The following is a 15,903-nucleotide window of genomic DNA, read 5'->3' on the forward strand; positions in this document are numbered from 1 at the left end:
GCAGGAGGTCTTTGGTATCATCCGTTCAATGATGAAAAATACTTTGTTAATAATTTCTGGAAACATGTGAATTTTTTCATTTATGCGGAACGCCAATTCAATAAAGATTATACATCTTATATTGCGGAAATCTTTGGGTATTTTGTTGATTTTTATCAGAAAAATCCAAGTTCTAACTTGGGCCAATTATTGAGAAATCAAGCTCCACAAAAATGGGATGACTTAATAAAACGCTTATGTAATCAATCTGGCAATATTTCTATGGCGTATCTCAGATGGAAATTGTCATCTGCCGCAAAACGACGAGTATATAAGAAAGAATATTTTTCTCTAAAAATTGGAAAAGCTTTACAAAATATTAGTTTATAAACGGAGCGTTAATATGCCGAAAATTAGTGTAATTATTCCAGTTTTCAATACCCATCGCTATTTAGAACAATGCTTAAAGAGTGTTTCGGAGCAAACTTTTACCGACTGGGAAGCATTAGTCGTCAATGATGGTTCTACTGACGACAGCGCCCTAATAATAAATAAATGGATCGAGAGGGATTCTCGATTTCATATTCTTAGCCAACCCAATAGTGGATTATCAGCGGCCCGTAATACAGGCTTAAAACACGCAAATGGTAAGTATATTTTCTTTTTGGATTCCGATGACTTCTTATCTCCTAATGCCCTGAATGACCTCTATCAGGTGGCTGAAAAAGAAAGATTAGACTTAACAATGTGTAGTTTCTATGAATATGATGCTATTTCAAATTCTGTGCGTCCTCGTAGTACGGCTTTGGAACTGGCACATAAGGACTCCTTGGCAAAAGAAAGAAAAGATTCTTTGACGGATTTCGCAAACTTTTCTTTTGCGTTGCCGTTTGCTTGGAATAAATTATATTTACGACAAAAAATTCACGATATATCACTACAATTCCATAAAGGCGCCGCAGAAGATTTTCCCTTTACCGTATCCTATGCCGTTAATTGTCAAAATGCTCGTTTTTTAAAAAATAAATATTTAGTATATTACCGAGTAAACCGCAAAGGGTCTTTATCTCATGCTAATACGCGAATGTTGATAGATGGAATAGGTCAGTTCGCTTTTTTGGCGGAAAATTTACGAAAATACGGCGTTTTTGAACAGGTAAAAGAAACATATTGGTTTAATTTTATGGTTCTTTTGATTGGGGATGAGCGTCTATTTGTTGGACGTTTAGGTAATGTGTCTAGTGATACCGTAAAACAGGCTTATGATTTAATCCGTTCTCAAATAGAATCCTTGGATTTGAAACTGTTTGCAAACCGCAATGCAATGTTTCGTTGGAAAGTTCGCCATTTCAAACAGGCTGTTTTACAAAATGATTTAAAATTTCCGCGCAGACTAAGAAAAATACGTAATATTTTAATGATTGTTTTAAATCCATGGTACAAATTAAAATCAAGATTAAATCCAAAAAAGTAAAAATATTATGAAAGGGATTATTTTAGCTGGCGGGGCAGGTACGCGGTTGTATCCGGCGTCTTTGCCCATTTCCAAAATTTTACTACCTATTTACGATAAACCAATGATTTATTACCCGCTTTCTTCCCTTATGATGGCGGGGATACGAGATATTTTGATTATTACAACCCCCGAAGATATAGAAAACTTTAAAAAATTGCTGGGGGACGGCTCCCAATGGGGTATTTCGTTATCTTATGTGCCGCAGTTGGTAAAAAAGGGTATTGCGGATGCTTTTATATTAGGGGAAGATTTTATCGGCGCGGATAGAGTGGCCCTTATTTTGGGGGATAACATCTTTTATGGGAACGGGTTTGAGCAAATTTTACAAAGTGCTGAGCAAAATACTGCGGGAGCCACTGTATTTGCGTACGAGGTAAGAGACCCGGAACGATTTGGCGTGGTATCTTTTGATAAAGACGGAAACGCTGTATCTTTGGAAGAAAAACCTAAAACCCCCAAAAGCAATTTTGCGGTTACTGGGCTATATTTTTATGATAACAAGGTTGTTTCTTATGCCAAACAATTAAAACCTTCCTCGCGCGGAGAGTTGGAAATTACAGACCTCAACAAAGTGTATTTAGCCAATAATGCCTTGCAGGTAGCGCGATTAGAGCGTGGATTTGCGTGGTTAGACACGGGGACGCACGAAAGCGTCCTACAAGCGGCGAATTTTGTGCATAGTATGCAGTTGAACCAAGGGATAGAAATAGCGTGCTTGGAAGAAATCGCTTTAAAGAAAGGGTTTATTACCAAAGCGGAGTTAGCACAAACATTGTCCAAATATCCGTCTAATACATATTATCAATATGTGAGTCGTTTATTAAATAAGAACTAGAACCAACTTGACTTATCTCTCGATAGTAAGCGTGAATGTAGTACGAAGTAAAAATTGCTTATTTAAGGAGATAAGTTATGAAGAAAACAACCAAAAAATCAGTACCCGAAAACAAACCTACTCAACCTGCTGTTTTTCGGGTAGTTAACCCTATCACTACCGAAGAAACTCCGCTTAAAAACTTGCCTGTCCGGCCGCGGGATAGCCGTTTGCCTGCACCGGGTAGTATTATTACTAAAAACTACCGAGGTAACACCATAGAAGTAAAAGTGTTGGAAAACGGCTTTGAATATGAAGGCAAAACCTACAAAAGCATATCCCGTGTGGCGATGAATATCGTCAAACGGCCTATCAGCGGATATGTATTCTTTGGATTGTCCAAATGATGCCGCGCGTGCTGCCACCCATTAAAAACCGGTTTGTAAAGGGGCGTTCTGGTAATCCGCTTGGGCGGCCCAAGAAAATGCGCGAAGCGGAACTCTTACAAACTGCTATCAAGTTTTTTGATGAATTAGCCAAGGCATACTATTTCAAAGGAAACTCGGCCCATAAGATAAACCGCATTCGGAAGGTACTAAATGAGAAATAAATGCTATCTTCCCAAAAATTTTGATGAACTCAAAGGCTTGCCAGACGAAAAACTCCAATTTTATTGGGATATATTCTATCGGTATCAATTACGGGGGCAAAAAGGTAAATATAGACCTTTGTGGTATGCCATTCAATGCGAATTGTATAGTTGTAAACTGGCTGAAAAGTATATCACTAGACTGGATAAATACGCCAGTAATCCAGAGAAATATATCCAACGGGCCCATAAATGTAAATATAATTTAGCGATAGGAACTATCCTAACCAAAAAATACAAAGGGCAGATTTATCAAGTAATAGTGAAAAGCGAGAAAGAATATGAGTGGGAGCATGATATCTATCCTAATTTGACAGCAATAGCGCAGAAGATAACACAGGGTCACATTAGTGGCCCCAAGTTTTTTGGATTGGTGGGGAGGCAAAATGCCAAAAGTTAATTGTGCTATATACACCCGTAAATCTACTGAACACGGTCTAGATATGGAGTTTAACTCGCTCCAAAATCAGGAGGAAGCGTGTAAGGCATATATTCTGTCCCAAGCGTTTAATGGCTGGGAATACTATAAAACCTATTCGGACGGCGGTATCAGTGGCGGAACGATGGAGCGCCCCGGCTTAAAAACACTTCTTAACGATATCCGCGCCCGCAATATACAGGTAGTCGTTGTCTATAAAGTGGACCGGCTGTCGCGCTCTATTATAGACTTCCACAAAATGATGCAAGAGTTTGATAAATATGGTTGTAACTTTGTGTCTATCACGCAATCGTTTGATACGAGTAATTCTATGGGAAAATTAACGCTTAATATGCTTTTATCTTTTGCCCAGTTTGAGCGCGAAGTATCAGCTGAGCGCGTGCGTGATAAAATCGCCGCCAGTAAAGCCAAGGGCCTTTGGATGGGGGGTAATTTGCCCTTAGGATATGACATCAACGACAGGCACCTTGTGGTAAATGAGCTGGAAGCCGAAATCGTGCGGCAAGTATTCCAAAAATATCTTGAAACGCAAAATATGCTTGGAGTAGCCGAGTGGCTAAATGGGCAAGGAATACATACTAAAAGATGGGTTACCAAACATAGCAAACGGGAACGTGGTGGCGAACCCTTTAAAAAGAATACGGTACAACGTATGCTAACGAACCCTGTTTATCTTGGAAAAATCACGCATTATGCCCAAAATAAAATCTATAACGGAGTACATAAGCCCATTGTTTCCCGTGAATTGTGGGAACAGGTGCAAACTGTAATCCGTCGGCGTATCCATGACTCCAATGCATTTTGCCACTATAAGTTTCATAAAACGGTTTTGGCAGATAAGTTATACGATGATAAAGGGAAAAAGTTCCGGTTTACTTCTTCAAAAAATCAACACAGGAAGTTGTTGTATTACTACAATGGAGTAGGCGGGCATTACTTGCCCGTGGAACAATTGGACAATTTCGTGCTTGATGTCCTCCGACAGACCGATTTGGAGGAATTAGAGCCCTTGGCCGATAGGATAGGAATAACGAATAAACAAATGCGTTCCTGGATTGTTAAGGCAACATGCCAAACGGCAGGGAAAGCGCATTATTTGACCATTCTTTTGGATGAGAAACAAATAAAAATCGATTTAATCAATTGTCCCAAAATAACCGAAACACAAGAGCGTAAGGCATTATCGGTAGTGCGGATGGCAGATAATTTGTATGTGCGTAGTACTTTTATGGTGGATAATGTGTCTTCGGTAAAATTGCAAAATGGGAGTGCTCGGAATATTTTAACAGTACGGCAACTAAATGAGAGTTTGGTGCGTGGGTTGGCGCGTGGGTGGCAACTGAAAAAACGGATGGAACAAGGCCTTAATATCAGAGAATTAGAGCAAGAACAACACATGACCAAGCGCACCATTATGCGATATATCAACTTGTGCTATTTATCGCCACGCATTGTAGCGGATATTTTGGAATATAAGAATCCTGCTAATTTAACGTTGCGGGAGCTTATGAATCTTGCTGATAGCCAAATGGATTTTGCAGAGCAGGAAAAGGTGTGGAGCCAGTGAAGTGGATCCTCCCAAATTCCCCGTTAGAGACCAAGGCCCGGAAACGGGGCAGTAATTTTTGATGGGTTGCCGGTCCTTAGCCCTGATGTGCGGGGAAAACCACACAATTTTCAGGGAGATCCTTTATTTCTTTGGCGGTTTTACCGGGATATGTCCAGAAGGATCTTTTAAAGGAGGGACAATCCCACCTAAATGTTTTTTATTAGTTGGCATGGTTATGTTTATCTCTTAGGAGGTTTAATTGGTTTCGGAGGCAAAATATCACTTAAATCATCCTCAGCGTAATTGTTCATATGTCATTTCCTTTTTATGGGTTTGTCCGGCGAAGGTTTTTGTGGCGGTCTGATCCCTTTAGGAAGGTGTTCTTCTTCACAATATAATGCTGATTTATTATGCATAAAATATTCCATAACCAAAGATAATACCTACTAAAATAATCCCAAGTCCCAAGAGGATGTATTGTATCGTTAACAGAGTTGAAGTTATGCTAGGAATAAGTCCTATGTTAGCATCTTCTCCATCATTTTCTTTATTTAATCGAAAGAGTTGTCTGGAATCTAGTTCGTACATTACAATACATAATAGAATGAGTAATACGAAACATACTAGTGCTTCGAACAAAAGAGGTTTAAGAATACAAGGTATTTCTTTAGTAAATAAATGCTCTGTTACTGTTGGAAGTAAAGCAAGGCAAGCAGTGGAAATAGAAATTAAAGCTGTATTTATTGCAAAACGCACTGAAAATTGTTTTTCTAGTACTACCTGATAAAATATAAGTTGTTTTTTACGAAATAAGTCTGCTCCTTGGGGAGTGGCAGTGTCTTCTTCAAATATTTCTGCAATAGAATGAATTATTTTTGCGATTTTCATATTACGTTGTGCCTCGTGATTATTAGTAACGGTTTATTAATTCTATTATATAATATGAATTAGACATGATAGAATAACTTATGCAACTGAAAAACCTTAAAAAATTAAACCGTTTATTGTATTTGCTTAATATCTTGGACGGCGGAGAAATCCGCGTTCAACGCGAAGCGCGCGAGCTGGACGTGACTGAACGCACTATTCAGCGCGATATCAATGATATTGATGCGGGTGGATTTCCCGTCTATAAAGCCGCGCCGGGGGTATATAAGTTTACAGAAGGGTTTTCGCTTAAAAAAATGAATTTAACGCAAGCGGAGGCATCGCTCTTGCTTGTTATGCAAGATGTGATTTCCCCGCTGGGCAAACCGTTCCAAAATTCACTTGCTTCGCTCCGGCAGAAGGTGCTAAACGCGCCCGAAGAATCCCCGTTTTATATCAAAATGCCCGCGGGCAGTAAATACGAGGAAACCAAAATTACGCGAGTATTGGAGCAAGGCATCCGTACGCATACGGAAGTGTTGATGTCCTTGGCGGCTGATACGAGCCGGAAATTAACCTACGAACTCAAACCGCTTAAAATCATGAATTATGACGGCTTTTGGTATCTGCTGGGTATCAATGCCTATAAACAGGTGCGAAAATTTCGCTTGGACCGTATTTTGGACGCAATCAATACGGACAAGAACTTTAAACCTACTAAAAATATCCAAAAAATGCTGCAAGAGAGCCAAAATATCTGGTTTGGCGAGAAACGGGATAAAAAAGTGAGTTTTTGGGTTCCGGTGGAGTTTGCCCCGTATTTTGAGAAAAAAGCGTATTTCCCGCTGCAAAAAATCCTCAAAAAGCAGAAAAACGGGGATATTTTGGTGGAAACGCGCGTATCTAATTACCGGGAGATTATCCCGCTGACGCTTAGTTGGCTGGAACATATTACGCTTGTGGAACCGGAAGATTTTAAAGAAATTATCGGTCAAATTTTAGAACAGGCGGCAAAAAGAATGCGGAGTTGAAAACCCCGCATTCTTTTTCCTCTGGCAGTTTTAATTCTTGTTATATCCATGCTCGGTGGTGGATAAAATTTCTTTCCACCAATTTTCTCTTTCTACAATTACCTCACGGCTGGTATTAAAGTTATAGTTTTCCAAAACACTGTAGGAAAAATTCTTCTTTATGTAGTTAAAATCTAACTTTTCTAATTCTTTGTTTCCTCCATGACCATTTTTAACATATTTCTCCCAGCGTTGCCAAAGTCCGTCTTGGTTGCCCGAGGCGGAGCCTACATATAACTTGCCAGTTTTGTTGTCCGTTATCAGATATACCCCCTTTTGCTGGGAAAGAGCATTTAGCCAATCAGGCTTTTTACGGTTAAAAATGTATTCTAACTTGTTCCACGACAAATGTACTTTATTATATCCGGGGAATTGGTCTCCTTCGTAAATGTCAGGGAGAATTTCGAGAACAGAACATTTATCGATATATTTACTTAATTTGAACGTATAGAGATTGAAAGTGTTTCCTTTATTACATTGTATAATTAACCGTCCGAAAAACGGAGAAAATTGATTGAGAATTTCAACTTTCGCCCAAGCGTTTTTGGGAACTTCTATGATTTTAGCTGCAGATAGAAATAACCATTCATTAGCTGAGAAGCGCGCAAAACTGAACACCCAATTCCCTTTCCGAAAATTTGGTCTACTTTTACCATACCACCCCCAGAAAGAACAATCCCAATTCGTGCCATATCCCATTTTCTTTTCTGTGTCGCTTCGTCTTAACCACCTATCCAGAAAAGACTCTCCGTCTTTACCGGCTTTCATATTAAGTTCTATCTTACTGTTTTTTATTTCCTCTTCGTTTAAGTTGAAGATTTCGTTTAGTGTAATTGGCATGATAATTCTCCTTATCTGAGGTCTACTTAAATATTTCTTTAAAGTCTTCTCTCTGGACTTTGAAATCATTGTATTTGGCGACGGGGGTTCCGCTGTCGTTAAGCAACGTAATCCAAGTTTTATTCATGTGTTTTCCTGATTTATGTCGGAAACAGGCTTCCAAGTACTGTTGTGCGGAAAATAACCACATAATATCCGGTATTTCCGCATAGAACAGATAGTAATAATTAGGCCGGATTCCCGGGTTTTTTACCTCAAACCGCCCTATTCCTTTTTTACTCACTTCGCCTTTGCGGGCTTTGATTTGAATTTCAAAAAACTGCCCGCTTGGGGATTTAATGACACAGTCGGTTCCGTCATCGTCAACACAGGGGTCGAAGCATTTAAATCTTTGGGATATGAAGCGGCTTTTCATTAAATCTTCCATGCGTCTAGCGTAAAAAGAACTCGACTCCTTAAAAATTTCATCTAATACCATACGTTCCTCCTATTTTTTATTCTGCCAATTCTGTATTTCCTGTTGGCATTCTTTAATTTGATTTACCAAGCGCTCTTCCGTATATTGGTCAGCCCGGGAAAGGGCGTCCGTTTCACGTTTGTAACGGGCGGAAATTTCCTCGGCTTTTCTTTTGTATTGTCGGGTGAGTTCCTCTATCTCTCTTTGCCAGCGTTGTTCAATTTGGCGTTTATGTTGCTGGAAAGAATCTTTCTCCCGTCTTTCCTCTTGTTCTTGCTGACGCAAGAGGGCGGTTTTCTTTTCGTAACGGCGCATTTGCAGCGTTTTTAACTCCTCCGCGGCACGGGTGATTTTATTTTTTAAGTCATAGGGCAGCTGGTAGGGTAAATTCCCCACATAACTGCGATATTGCCTTTCTATTTCTGATTTTTCTGAATTTGAGAAGAAAAACATATTGCCTCCTTGTTCTTATTTAGCCTTACAACTGGGCTAAACATCAAGTAAATGTTAGAAAACATTTCCGACAAACGTTTGTCGCTTTTGATTGGTAAGATAAACTAGGCAAGAAAAAAGCGGCAATCTTTCCGGGTAGCTGAGAACCGACCCAAAACGATATGCCGCCAGCACGCTCCCGAAAGGGGGCGTGCTAAAAGACGGCTTCGTTTTCGTTTCTCAGCTCGCCGGAGTAATCCGGCGGGGCTATGCCAGACGCATAACGCCAAAAACAAGCCAAAAGCAAATTGTACTTACAACAACTCTTATATTATAATCTTTTTCGCGCAAACAGTGGTTGTTTCGCCTCAAACATCCTTATCTAAATTTGCTATATAGAGAGAAAGGGGGAGCGCATGAAAATAGGACTTTTAATTTCGTGGACCGAAGGTTTGGAATCAGAAAATCCATTACAGACTGCGTGCGGCCAATACAGCGTGGTATATTCTTGGAAAGAGTTGCCAAAATCTACCAACAAGCGATATTCTAAAGATGCTTTTAATTTCATCAAAGTATTATCTAATAATCCCATTCTCAAGAGAGGCATAGAAGAATTTAGACGAGAGTTTAATTTGCCGGAGGAAGGATTAGATTTTGTTAAAAATATAGATATTATTCGTAATAAACAACGGGGTGCAGGTCATCCTATATTTTGCTATGGAAATGCTTTGCCGGAAGAGTACCGCCACCAAGCCCAGCAGCGCATTTTAGATTTTATTAGAGAACATAATATCGGGAGTCCGCTTCAACATCAAATAGCAGGTTTATTTTATTGTGGAATCGTTGATGCGAGAATAAATGACAGCTGGAAACCTTTGGCTATTAATATTCCTACGGCCGAAGATATTGAGAAGAGAGCCTGGGGATACCGGATACCAATCCGCATTAGCTTGAATTCGGCAAGTTTAACTAAAAAAGCGGTAAAGAGTTTTATTGACGAAAATTGGGATAAAATACAGCAATATTTTAAGCAATTCCCAGCTGTTATGGATATCTCTGTTTCGGATAAGGAAGCACAAATCCTGGAGGAAAAAGAAAATAATCTGACCAGTGAACAGGTTTTAGAAAAAATACATCCCATTGCTTTATCCGAATCTGCTGGCAACGTGGGTAGTGTGGAGCAAATCAACCAACAAGTCTATAGAATCCGCAAAAAAGCAAGCCAAATTATTACTGCTAAAGAACCATAACAAAAAAAATTATTTTGGCGTTATGGGGAAAATTCTTTAATAATTCTAAACTACTCCTTGTCTAAAACTATATTACGGACAAGGAGTTTTTTATGACTCAAATCAAAATATCGGCTTTGAGGCCGTACCCTAAAAACGCGCGGACGCACAGTCCAAAGCAAATCCGTCAAATTGCCAAAAGCATTAAATCGTTTGGTTTTACCAATCCGGTGCTGATAGACAAAGACAACTGCATTTTGGCCGGGCACGGCCGTGTGGAGGCCGCCAAACTGGCCGGGTTGACAGAAGTTCCTGCCGTCGTAATTAGCCACCTGACTCCGGCGCAGAAAAAGGCTTATATTTTGGCAGATAATCGTCTAGCTGAACTTTCCGGCTGGGATAAGAACATCCTCAAAGTAGAGCTGGAAGAGTTACAAAGTATAGAAGACGGTGACTTTGACCTGACTTTAACGGGTTTTGATACTCCCGAAATAGATGTGCTGCTGGCCCCACCGGACGCTCCTGCGCCAGAAAATGCCAACTTTTTAGAGAAGTCTATTCCTGCCCGGGTAAAATCCGGCGACCTTTGGCAGTTGGGGGCGCATAAACTCTTGTGCGCGGATAGCACCCAGCCCGCATCTTTCTGTCGGTTATTGGGCGCGGAAAAGGCCAATCTCATCGTAACGGACCCGCCGTATAACGTAAAAATTTCCGGCCATGTAAGGAGCAGTGAAAAATACCGCGAGTTTGCCATGGCGTCCGGCGAAATGTCCCAAAGCGAATTTTCCCAATTTTTAAAGGGCGTTTTTACCTTGCTTGCTGAATACAGCATCCCTGGCAGTTTACATTACGCGTTTATGGATTGGCGGCATATGGGGGAGATTTTGTCGGCGGGGATGTCTGCGTATACCGCGCTTAAAAATGTTTGTGTGTGGAATAAATTAAGTGGCGGAATGGGCAGTTTGTACCGCAGCCAGCATGAACTGGTTTTCGTGTTCAAGAACGGGGATGCGCCCCATACCAACAACATTGAACTGGGGGTTCATTGCCGCTACCGCACGAACGTGTGGGATTATCCGGGTATTTTTATTAAAAACAAGGTAAATAAAGCCAACATCCACCTTCATCCGACTGTTAAACCCGTCGGATTACTGGCGGACATTCTGTTGGACGCCAGCTCACGTAAGGGGATTGTGTTGGACCCCTTCGGCGGCAGTGGCAGTACGCTCTTAGCCGCCGAACGTACGGGTCGTCAGGCGCGGATTATAGAAATTGACCCGCATTATTGCGACGTTATCTTATACCGCTACGAGCAAATGGGCGGCAAAGAGCTCAAACTATTGCAACGTGAGGACATAAATGAAAATACGAAGAAATAAGCCGGCTGCCGCGCCGGAGCTGCCAGCACCGCAGAACAACTCCGCATATGAGGTCGGGTACTCTAAACCGCCTGTACACACACGGTTTCAAGCTGGGCAGTCGGGCAACCCCAAGGGGTGCACAAAGGGACATAAAAACTTTAATACCCTGCTCCGGCAAACGCTCAACCAGCCGATAGAGGTAGTTAAATCGGGCACTAAACATAAAATGCCCAAGTATGCCGTAATGATTACAACGCTTGTTAATAAGGCATTGCAAGGGGATATGCGGGCTATCAATGTATTGTTGCCATATATCCTAAAAATGGAACAAGCCGAAAAGGAAATTGCCCAAAAGGTGGCGGCCCTTTCGCAAAACGATAAGGAAATTTTAGCAATGTATGTTAATAGAACCGAAAAATAATGATGAACAACGAGTTTTAAATGCGCTTTTGCGGGTAGATTTTAAATCGTTCTCCGTTAAAGTGTTTAACGAAACTGCCGGAAATTCGCAGTATTTGGATAATTGGCATGTTGACGTGATTTGCCAGGCGGCGGAGGACATGCGCTTGGGAAAAGATAAACGGGTGATTATCAACGTTCCTCCGCGGTATATGAAGTCCATTATTTGTTCGGTCGCGCTGCCGGCTTTTCTGCTGGGGCATAACCCCAAAGAGCGGATTTTGTGCGTAAGTTATTCCGACGAACTCGCGATAAAACTGGCCTCTGACCAACGCAAAGTAATGGAAAGTGATTGGTATCAGGAATTGTTTCCGTTTACGCGGTTAACCCGCCAGCGAGTGACGGACTTGGAGACGACGGCCGGCGGCGGGCGGTTTTCCACCTCCATTAGCGGAACGCTTACCGGGCGTGGGGGTAATTGGCTGATTATTGATGACCCCATTAAGCCGGCGGACGCCTGTTCGGACGTTATTCGCAACAAAGTGAACGATTGGTATGGCAGCACGCTGCTTTCCCGTTTGGATGATAAGGCGAACGGGAAAATACTCCTCATCATGCAACGGACGCATTTGAACGACTTAACGGGGCATTTGCAAGAAATAGACCCTTCGTTTCGCTTGATTAAAATGCCCGCTATTGCTATGGAGGATGAAGCGTGGCCGCTGGTTCGTCCGGACGGCCGCCCCTATATATGCAGGCGGCGGGTTGGGAAGCCCTTACACGCCGCCCGTGAAAGTTTAGCAGATTTACAGCGCGTCAAATCAACCATGGGCAGTTATGCGTTTGCCAGCCAGTACCAGCAGGCCCCGGAGTGTTTAGGCGGCAATATTATTCGGCGGGAGTGGCTGCATTTGTATAACCGAAACGAACTGCGGGAGCGGGTGCGTACCGGGCGGCAAAAATTGCGGATATGCCAAAGCTGGGATACGGCCAGTAAAGCCGGGGAGGATAACGATTATTCGGTGTGTATCACGTATGCGCATGATTCGCGCCGCCGGGTATGGGTGCTGGATGTATATCGCGATAAGCTGGAGTTCCCCGCCTTGTTGGAAGCTGCCCGCCGTATGGCTCAAGAATGCAAGATAAAATACCGTGCTATCAACCCTTATTTGCCGGAAATCTTAATAGAAGATATGAATAGCGGGGGGGGATTAGGGCAAGTTTTGGGAAAAGAGTTTGGGAGCAATATTAAGCCCATTAAACCCGTGCAGGATAAGGCGACGCGATTAAAAACGGTTTCCCATTTGCTTGAAAACGGCTCCTGTTTGTTCCCGGATGACAAACCCGCTTGGTGGGCTGATTTTGAACGGGAATTATTGCAATTTCCAAATGGACGGCACGATGACCAGTGTGATGCCCTTTCCCAGTTGTTGACGTACGAACAGCAAGACCGTAAAAGTCTGGCGTGGCTGGATAATGTATAAGGGGTATAAGGAAACCGATAAAGGGCTGTCGGCTCCCTTTGGTATCATAAACTTGACTTATTTGGCCTGAGTAAGGCGTAATAGGTCAGGAGGAATAATGATTACATTCGAAACAAAGCGTTTAGTAGAAAAATTTTTATCGGACGTAGACTATCAGGCGCAGACACCTTCCAAGCGGGCAAAACTAGCCCAAGCAGGCTTTTGTACGGGGGTGAAAGGATTGGACTGGCAAATTGGCGGATTGCGCCCCGGAGATGTATTTTTACTGGTTGGGGGTCATAAACAAATTAATACGGTATTTTTGGCGTTTATTTTGCATACGCTGTGTTGGAAACAACAAGTACCCGCTCACGTCTATTCATGTGCTGAGCCAGTAGAGCGCTGGCTGACATATTTGTTATCAGCCGAGTTAAAGATATCGTACTCGTCCTTGCAGTGGGGCGTAATTGGGGGAGATACGGAGCACATAAAACGGGCGGGCCAATTTTTAGGGAGACTGCCGCTTTGGCTTAGTGAGTTGAGTTTACCCTCTGCACAGTGGAGTGATTTTGAAACATCTAAAGGTCAAGTTCTGTTGATAGATGCTTTTCCGCTTGAAATAGGGGGGAAAAGTGAGGGATTTTTTCTCAATTTAAAGCGTATTGCGCTGCAAAAGAGGAAAATTATATTAGTTAATGCAACGCTTGATCAAAAAATGTGCCAATATCCGGACATATATGCCAATTTGCGTCCTTTTGGGTTGCTGGGCAGCGTGTGTGATTTTGTGGGGTTGCTAAATTGGTGTATCCCTGGGGCGAATACCCTTGTGGACGTAACGGGCGATACGGGGGAGACAAAAATTATTGAACAGGATTTTTCACCCCTGGAGCAGGTTGAATTACGTATGTTATACAACGTGCGTTTACCGCGTTCTTATGCTATTTTCTTACACCAATTCAATGTGGTGGATTTTAGGGATAAAATTGTTTGAAAGAGCGTTTATAAATCGTACTTGACTTATTTCTCCATAGTAAGCGGTAATGGAATGCCGGACAATTCAAAAAGGAGAAAATTATGGGAAAAGAAGAAAAATTAGCCATACTAAAAAGTTGCGTCGGAATGTTGTCTTCCCTTGAGCAAGAGATGAAACAGAAGCTGGAATATGCAAAGGAGGGTATTGAGGAAAACAATATCAATCTGGTGATTGGCGGTTTATGCGGTCTAGAGCATATAAACCAGCGTATAAAATCTATTTATGACATGATGGTATTTGTCCAACGGTTATAAATAAATTCCTTGAATACCTCGCCCGAACGGCGGGGTATTCTTTCTAAAATGAAAAATTACAAAGAGCTTCGTAGCGCAGAGATTATTTTTAGCTTTTCGCCGCTTCCTGTAGTCCTGAGGCGAAGTAAAGGGATACGATACTTATATAAGATATGATTTTTTAGCTGATCTCTTTGGTATTGTTTTGAACCTTCCTTATGATGTTGTACTCCGTCCACTTCAATCACAAGCTGTGGAATTTTATCCATGCGATTAAAAATCAGAAAATCGACATGGGTGTTTGGATGAGAAACATATTTTTTCTCATCGGAAGTTAAAGCGGAGAAATTTTTTATCAATCTGCGCAACGGCACATGTAAAGCAACTTGCAATGATGAAAATTCCTCTAGTTTCAAAATACCCAGAATTAGTTGATGCACTAAATTTTCACTATCGTAAACAGAGACTCTTTTGTTCTTTAACATCTGCTGACGAAGGGCTTCATATTGATGATAAAGATAATCAAAAACAGATTGAATGTGGCTCTGATTGGTTTTAAGATTATTGTATTCTATGTATTTGATTAAGTCTTGCAAGTAGCCCTCTCGATTGTCATCATTCCCATTGGTTACTACGATTAGTTGATTTTTTGCACGTGAGATTGCTACATTTAGCCGATTAGGCTGATCGGTAAATTCTGAGATTTGGTTATCGACGGTTGTTAAAATGATTACATCTTTTTCCCTGCCTTGGAATTTATCCACGGTATCAGCTTGAATTTTTGTTTCCTGAAAGGCAAGCTGCAACGCGTTGGTTTGTTGGCGATATGGCGTAACTATTCCCACACTCTCCTGCGTATTGAGTAAGTCCTCTTGTGGCAATACTTCCTGTTTAATAACATCAATCTGTCGTTGGTTAAGATGGCCGCGCGCATGGTTTCCAGGCACAGTTTTGTATAGGACCAATGGCGCACGCGAATTTCCCTCTTTTGAGAGAATAATAAGTTGCCCTTTGTAAAATTTGTCATTACAAAATCCAATAATTTTCGGATGGCATCGGTAATGCTCCCTGAGCATTGTTTGTGGAATTAGAGGGAATAGTTCCAGAATTGATTCCAAGAAGCTATGATTACTATAGCGATAGGGATTTGGCATTGCATAGTATTTGAAGATGTTATCAGTTTCTTTTTGTATATCTGCCTTGACCACATTAGGTAATTGTTTTGAATCTCCTACAATAACAGCATTTTTAGCACAGGATAAGGCTAATGCACCTGTGGTAAGATCAACTTGTGAGGATTCATCTATAATTACATAGTCATACATTACTCGATGTGATAGACTCGACCTTAAGGAGTAAGTTGTACTTAGTATAACCGGATAATCTTGTAAAAATTGTTGAGAATTTTTCCACAGTTCGTCTAAATTATAAATCTGTCGTTGCCGCTTTGCATATTTTAAACTAAGTTTGGATTTTAATAATTTAAGGGATAGAAGAGTATATTCTCGCATTTTTCCATCAAAATCGAATTTATCAAGAATTTTTTGTTTTAAATCAATTTCACTATTTATTT

General features: G+C 41.3%; 19 protein-coding genes. 14 read left to right on the top strand and 5 right to left on the bottom strand.

The annotated features are described in order from the left end of the window. The 7 genes from ACZOTW_RS07195 to ACZOTW_RS07225 form a co-directional block, all read left to right on the top strand. Nucleotides 1–369, top strand: a 369-nt coding sequence (locus ACZOTW_RS07195; protein ID WP_483997893.1) for a hypothetical protein, incomplete at its 5' end; no start/stop codon positions are given. A 13-nt stretch (nucleotides 370–382) separates the two neighbouring features. After that, nucleotides 383–1,453 (top strand): glycosyltransferase family 2 protein, encoded by a 1,071-nt coding sequence (locus tag ACZOTW_RS07200; RefSeq protein WP_483997894.1) that lies wholly within the window; start codon nucleotides 383–385, stop codon nucleotides 1,451–1,453. A gap of 7 nt (nucleotides 1,454–1,460) precedes the next feature. Then, nucleotides 1,461–2,330, top strand: a complete 870-nt coding sequence (rfbA, locus tag ACZOTW_RS07205; RefSeq protein ID WP_483997895.1) for a glucose-1-phosphate thymidylyltransferase RfbA — start codon at nucleotides 1,461–1,463, stop codon at nucleotides 2,328–2,330. A gap of 77 nt (nucleotides 2,331–2,407) precedes the next feature. Further along, a complete protein-coding gene (locus ACZOTW_RS07210; protein ID WP_428044523.1) occupies nucleotides 2,408–2,716 on the top strand; it encodes a DUF2924 domain-containing protein in 309 nt (102 codons plus the stop codon). Beyond that, nucleotides 2,713–2,919 carry a DUF5681 domain-containing protein gene (locus ACZOTW_RS07215; RefSeq protein ID WP_428044524.1) on the top strand — a complete coding sequence of 69 codons (207 nt, stop codon included), beginning with the start codon at nucleotides 2,713–2,715 and terminating at the stop codon, nucleotides 2,917–2,919. Before ACZOTW_RS07210 ends, ACZOTW_RS07215 begins: the two co-directional genes overlap by 4 nt. Beyond that, nucleotides 2,909–3,358, top strand: coding sequence for a DUF2924 domain-containing protein (locus ACZOTW_RS07220; protein ID WP_483997896.1), 450 nt, complete (start codon nucleotides 2,909–2,911; stop codon nucleotides 3,356–3,358). The genes ACZOTW_RS07215 and ACZOTW_RS07220 overlap by 11 nt, the downstream gene beginning before the upstream one ends. After that, nucleotides 3,345–4,964, top strand: a complete 1,620-nt coding sequence (locus ACZOTW_RS07225; protein WP_483997897.1) for a recombinase family protein — start codon at nucleotides 3,345–3,347, stop codon at nucleotides 4,962–4,964. The genes ACZOTW_RS07220 and ACZOTW_RS07225 overlap by 14 nt, the downstream gene beginning before the upstream one ends. A 390-nt stretch (nucleotides 4,965–5,354) precedes the next feature. Here the strand turns inward: ACZOTW_RS07225 and ACZOTW_RS07230 are convergent, their stop codons facing one another. Further along, entirely contained in the window at nucleotides 5,355–5,834 is a 480-nt protein-coding gene (locus ACZOTW_RS07230) for a hypothetical protein (protein WP_483997898.1), read from the bottom strand. A gap of 80 nt (nucleotides 5,835–5,914) precedes the next feature. Between ACZOTW_RS07230 and ACZOTW_RS07235 the strand changes: the two genes are divergently transcribed. After that, nucleotides 5,915–6,844 (top strand): helix-turn-helix transcriptional regulator, encoded by a 930-nt coding sequence (locus ACZOTW_RS07235; RefSeq protein ID WP_483997899.1) that lies wholly within the window; start codon nucleotides 5,915–5,917, stop codon nucleotides 6,842–6,844. Between the two features lie 30 nt (nucleotides 6,845–6,874). Here ACZOTW_RS07235 and ACZOTW_RS07240 read toward each other — a convergent pair whose 3' ends face one another. The 3 genes from ACZOTW_RS07240 to ACZOTW_RS07250 are packed head-to-tail and all read right to left on the bottom strand — an operon-like array spanning nucleotide 6,875 to nucleotide 8,633. Beyond that, a complete protein-coding gene (locus ACZOTW_RS07240; protein ID WP_483997900.1) occupies nucleotides 6,875–7,723 on the bottom strand; it encodes a GIY-YIG nuclease family protein in 849 nt (282 codons plus the stop codon). A 22-nt stretch (nucleotides 7,724–7,745) separates the two neighbouring features. Next, nucleotides 7,746–8,201, bottom strand: coding sequence for a hypothetical protein (locus ACZOTW_RS07245; RefSeq protein ID WP_483997901.1), 456 nt, complete (start codon nucleotides 8,199–8,201; stop codon nucleotides 7,746–7,748). Nucleotides 8,202–8,210: 9 nt separating this feature from the next. Next, a complete protein-coding gene (locus ACZOTW_RS07250; protein WP_483997902.1) occupies nucleotides 8,211–8,633 on the bottom strand; it encodes a hypothetical protein in 423 nt (140 codons plus the stop codon). A gap of 395 nt (nucleotides 8,634–9,028) precedes the next feature. Between ACZOTW_RS07250 and ACZOTW_RS07255 the strand changes: the two genes are divergently transcribed. The 6 genes from ACZOTW_RS07255 (at nucleotide 9,029) to ACZOTW_RS07280 (ending at nucleotide 14,351) form a co-directional block, all read left to right on the top strand. After that, entirely contained in the window at nucleotides 9,029–9,862 is an 834-nt protein-coding gene (locus ACZOTW_RS07255; RefSeq protein ID WP_483997903.1) for a hypothetical protein, read from the top strand. Between the two features lie 92 nt (nucleotides 9,863–9,954). After that, nucleotides 9,955–11,220, top strand: coding sequence for a site-specific DNA-methyltransferase (locus ACZOTW_RS07260; protein WP_483997904.1), 1,266 nt, complete (start codon nucleotides 9,955–9,957; stop codon nucleotides 11,218–11,220). Beyond that, nucleotides 11,201–11,623 (top strand): DUF5681 domain-containing protein, encoded by a 423-nt coding sequence (locus ACZOTW_RS07265; RefSeq protein ID WP_483997905.1) that lies wholly within the window; start codon nucleotides 11,201–11,203, stop codon nucleotides 11,621–11,623. Before ACZOTW_RS07260 ends, ACZOTW_RS07265 begins: the two co-directional genes overlap by 20 nt. Beyond that, on the top strand, nucleotides 11,601–13,085 hold the full coding sequence (gene terL / locus ACZOTW_RS07270) for a phage terminase large subunit (protein ID WP_483997906.1): 1,485 nt from the start codon (nucleotides 11,601–11,603) through the stop codon (nucleotides 13,083–13,085). Before ACZOTW_RS07265 ends, terL begins: the two co-directional genes overlap by 23 nt. Nucleotides 13,086–13,182: 97 nt before the next feature. Further along, entirely contained in the window at nucleotides 13,183–14,055 is an 873-nt protein-coding gene (locus tag ACZOTW_RS07275; RefSeq protein ID WP_483997907.1) for a hypothetical protein, read from the top strand. Nucleotides 14,056–14,138: 83 nt separating this feature from the next. Beyond that, on the top strand, nucleotides 14,139–14,351 hold the full coding sequence (locus ACZOTW_RS07280) for a hypothetical protein (RefSeq protein WP_483997908.1): 213 nt from the start codon (nucleotides 14,139–14,141) through the stop codon (nucleotides 14,349–14,351). A gap of 56 nt (nucleotides 14,352–14,407) precedes the next feature. Here the strand turns inward: ACZOTW_RS07280 and ACZOTW_RS07285 are convergent. Beyond that, nucleotides 14,408–15,903, bottom strand: a 1,496-nt coding sequence (locus tag ACZOTW_RS07285; RefSeq protein WP_483997909.1) for an AAA domain-containing protein, incomplete at its 5' end; no start/stop codon positions are given.

Source organism: Candidatus Avelusimicrobium sp., assembly GCF_056976295.1.

Excerpts from the sequence above, each read along its gene's own strand:
- ACZOTW_RS07280 (WP_483997908.1), top strand. The coding sequence starts at position 14,139 with ATGGGAAAAGAAGAAAAATTAGCCATACTAAAAAGTTGCGTCGGAATG.
- ACZOTW_RS07245 (WP_483997901.1), bottom strand. The coding sequence starts at position 8,201 with ATGGTATTAGATGAAATTTTTAAGGAGTCGAGTTCTTTTTACGCTAGA.
- ACZOTW_RS07255 (WP_483997903.1), top strand. The coding sequence starts at position 9,029 with ATGAAAATAGGACTTTTAATTTCGTGGACCGAAGGTTTGGAATCAGAA.
- ACZOTW_RS07200 (WP_483997894.1), top strand. The coding sequence starts at position 383 with ATGCCGAAAATTAGTGTAATTATTCCAGTTTTCAATACCCATCGCTAT.
- ACZOTW_RS07220 (WP_483997896.1), top strand. The coding sequence starts at position 2,909 with ATGAGAAATAAATGCTATCTTCCCAAAAATTTTGATGAACTCAAAGGC.
- ACZOTW_RS07235 (WP_483997899.1), top strand. The coding sequence starts at position 5,915 with ATGCAACTGAAAAACCTTAAAAAATTAAACCGTTTATTGTATTTGCTT.
- rfbA (WP_483997895.1), top strand. The coding sequence starts at position 1,461 with ATGAAAGGGATTATTTTAGCTGGCGGGGCAGGTACGCGGTTGTATCCG.
- ACZOTW_RS07250 (WP_483997902.1), bottom strand. The coding sequence starts at position 8,633 with ATGTTTTTCTTCTCAAATTCAGAAAAATCAGAAATAGAAAGGCAATAT.
- ACZOTW_RS07240 (WP_483997900.1), bottom strand. The coding sequence starts at position 7,723 with ATGCCAATTACACTAAACGAAATCTTCAACTTAAACGAAGAGGAAATA.
- ACZOTW_RS07210 (WP_428044523.1), top strand. The coding sequence starts at position 2,408 with ATGAAGAAAACAACCAAAAAATCAGTACCCGAAAACAAACCTACTCAA.
- ACZOTW_RS07230 (WP_483997898.1), bottom strand. The coding sequence starts at position 5,834 with ATGAAAATCGCAAAAATAATTCATTCTATTGCAGAAATATTTGAAGAA.
- terL (WP_483997906.1), top strand. The coding sequence starts at position 11,601 with ATGTTAATAGAACCGAAAAATAATGATGAACAACGAGTTTTAAATGCG.
- ACZOTW_RS07275 (WP_483997907.1), top strand. The coding sequence starts at position 13,183 with ATGATTACATTCGAAACAAAGCGTTTAGTAGAAAAATTTTTATCGGAC.
- ACZOTW_RS07215 (WP_428044524.1), top strand. The coding sequence starts at position 2,713 with ATGATGCCGCGCGTGCTGCCACCCATTAAAAACCGGTTTGTAAAGGGG.
- ACZOTW_RS07225 (WP_483997897.1), top strand. The coding sequence starts at position 3,345 with ATGCCAAAAGTTAATTGTGCTATATACACCCGTAAATCTACTGAACAC.
- ACZOTW_RS07265 (WP_483997905.1), top strand. The coding sequence starts at position 11,201 with ATGAAAATACGAAGAAATAAGCCGGCTGCCGCGCCGGAGCTGCCAGCA.
- ACZOTW_RS07260 (WP_483997904.1), top strand. The coding sequence starts at position 9,955 with ATGACTCAAATCAAAATATCGGCTTTGAGGCCGTACCCTAAAAACGCG.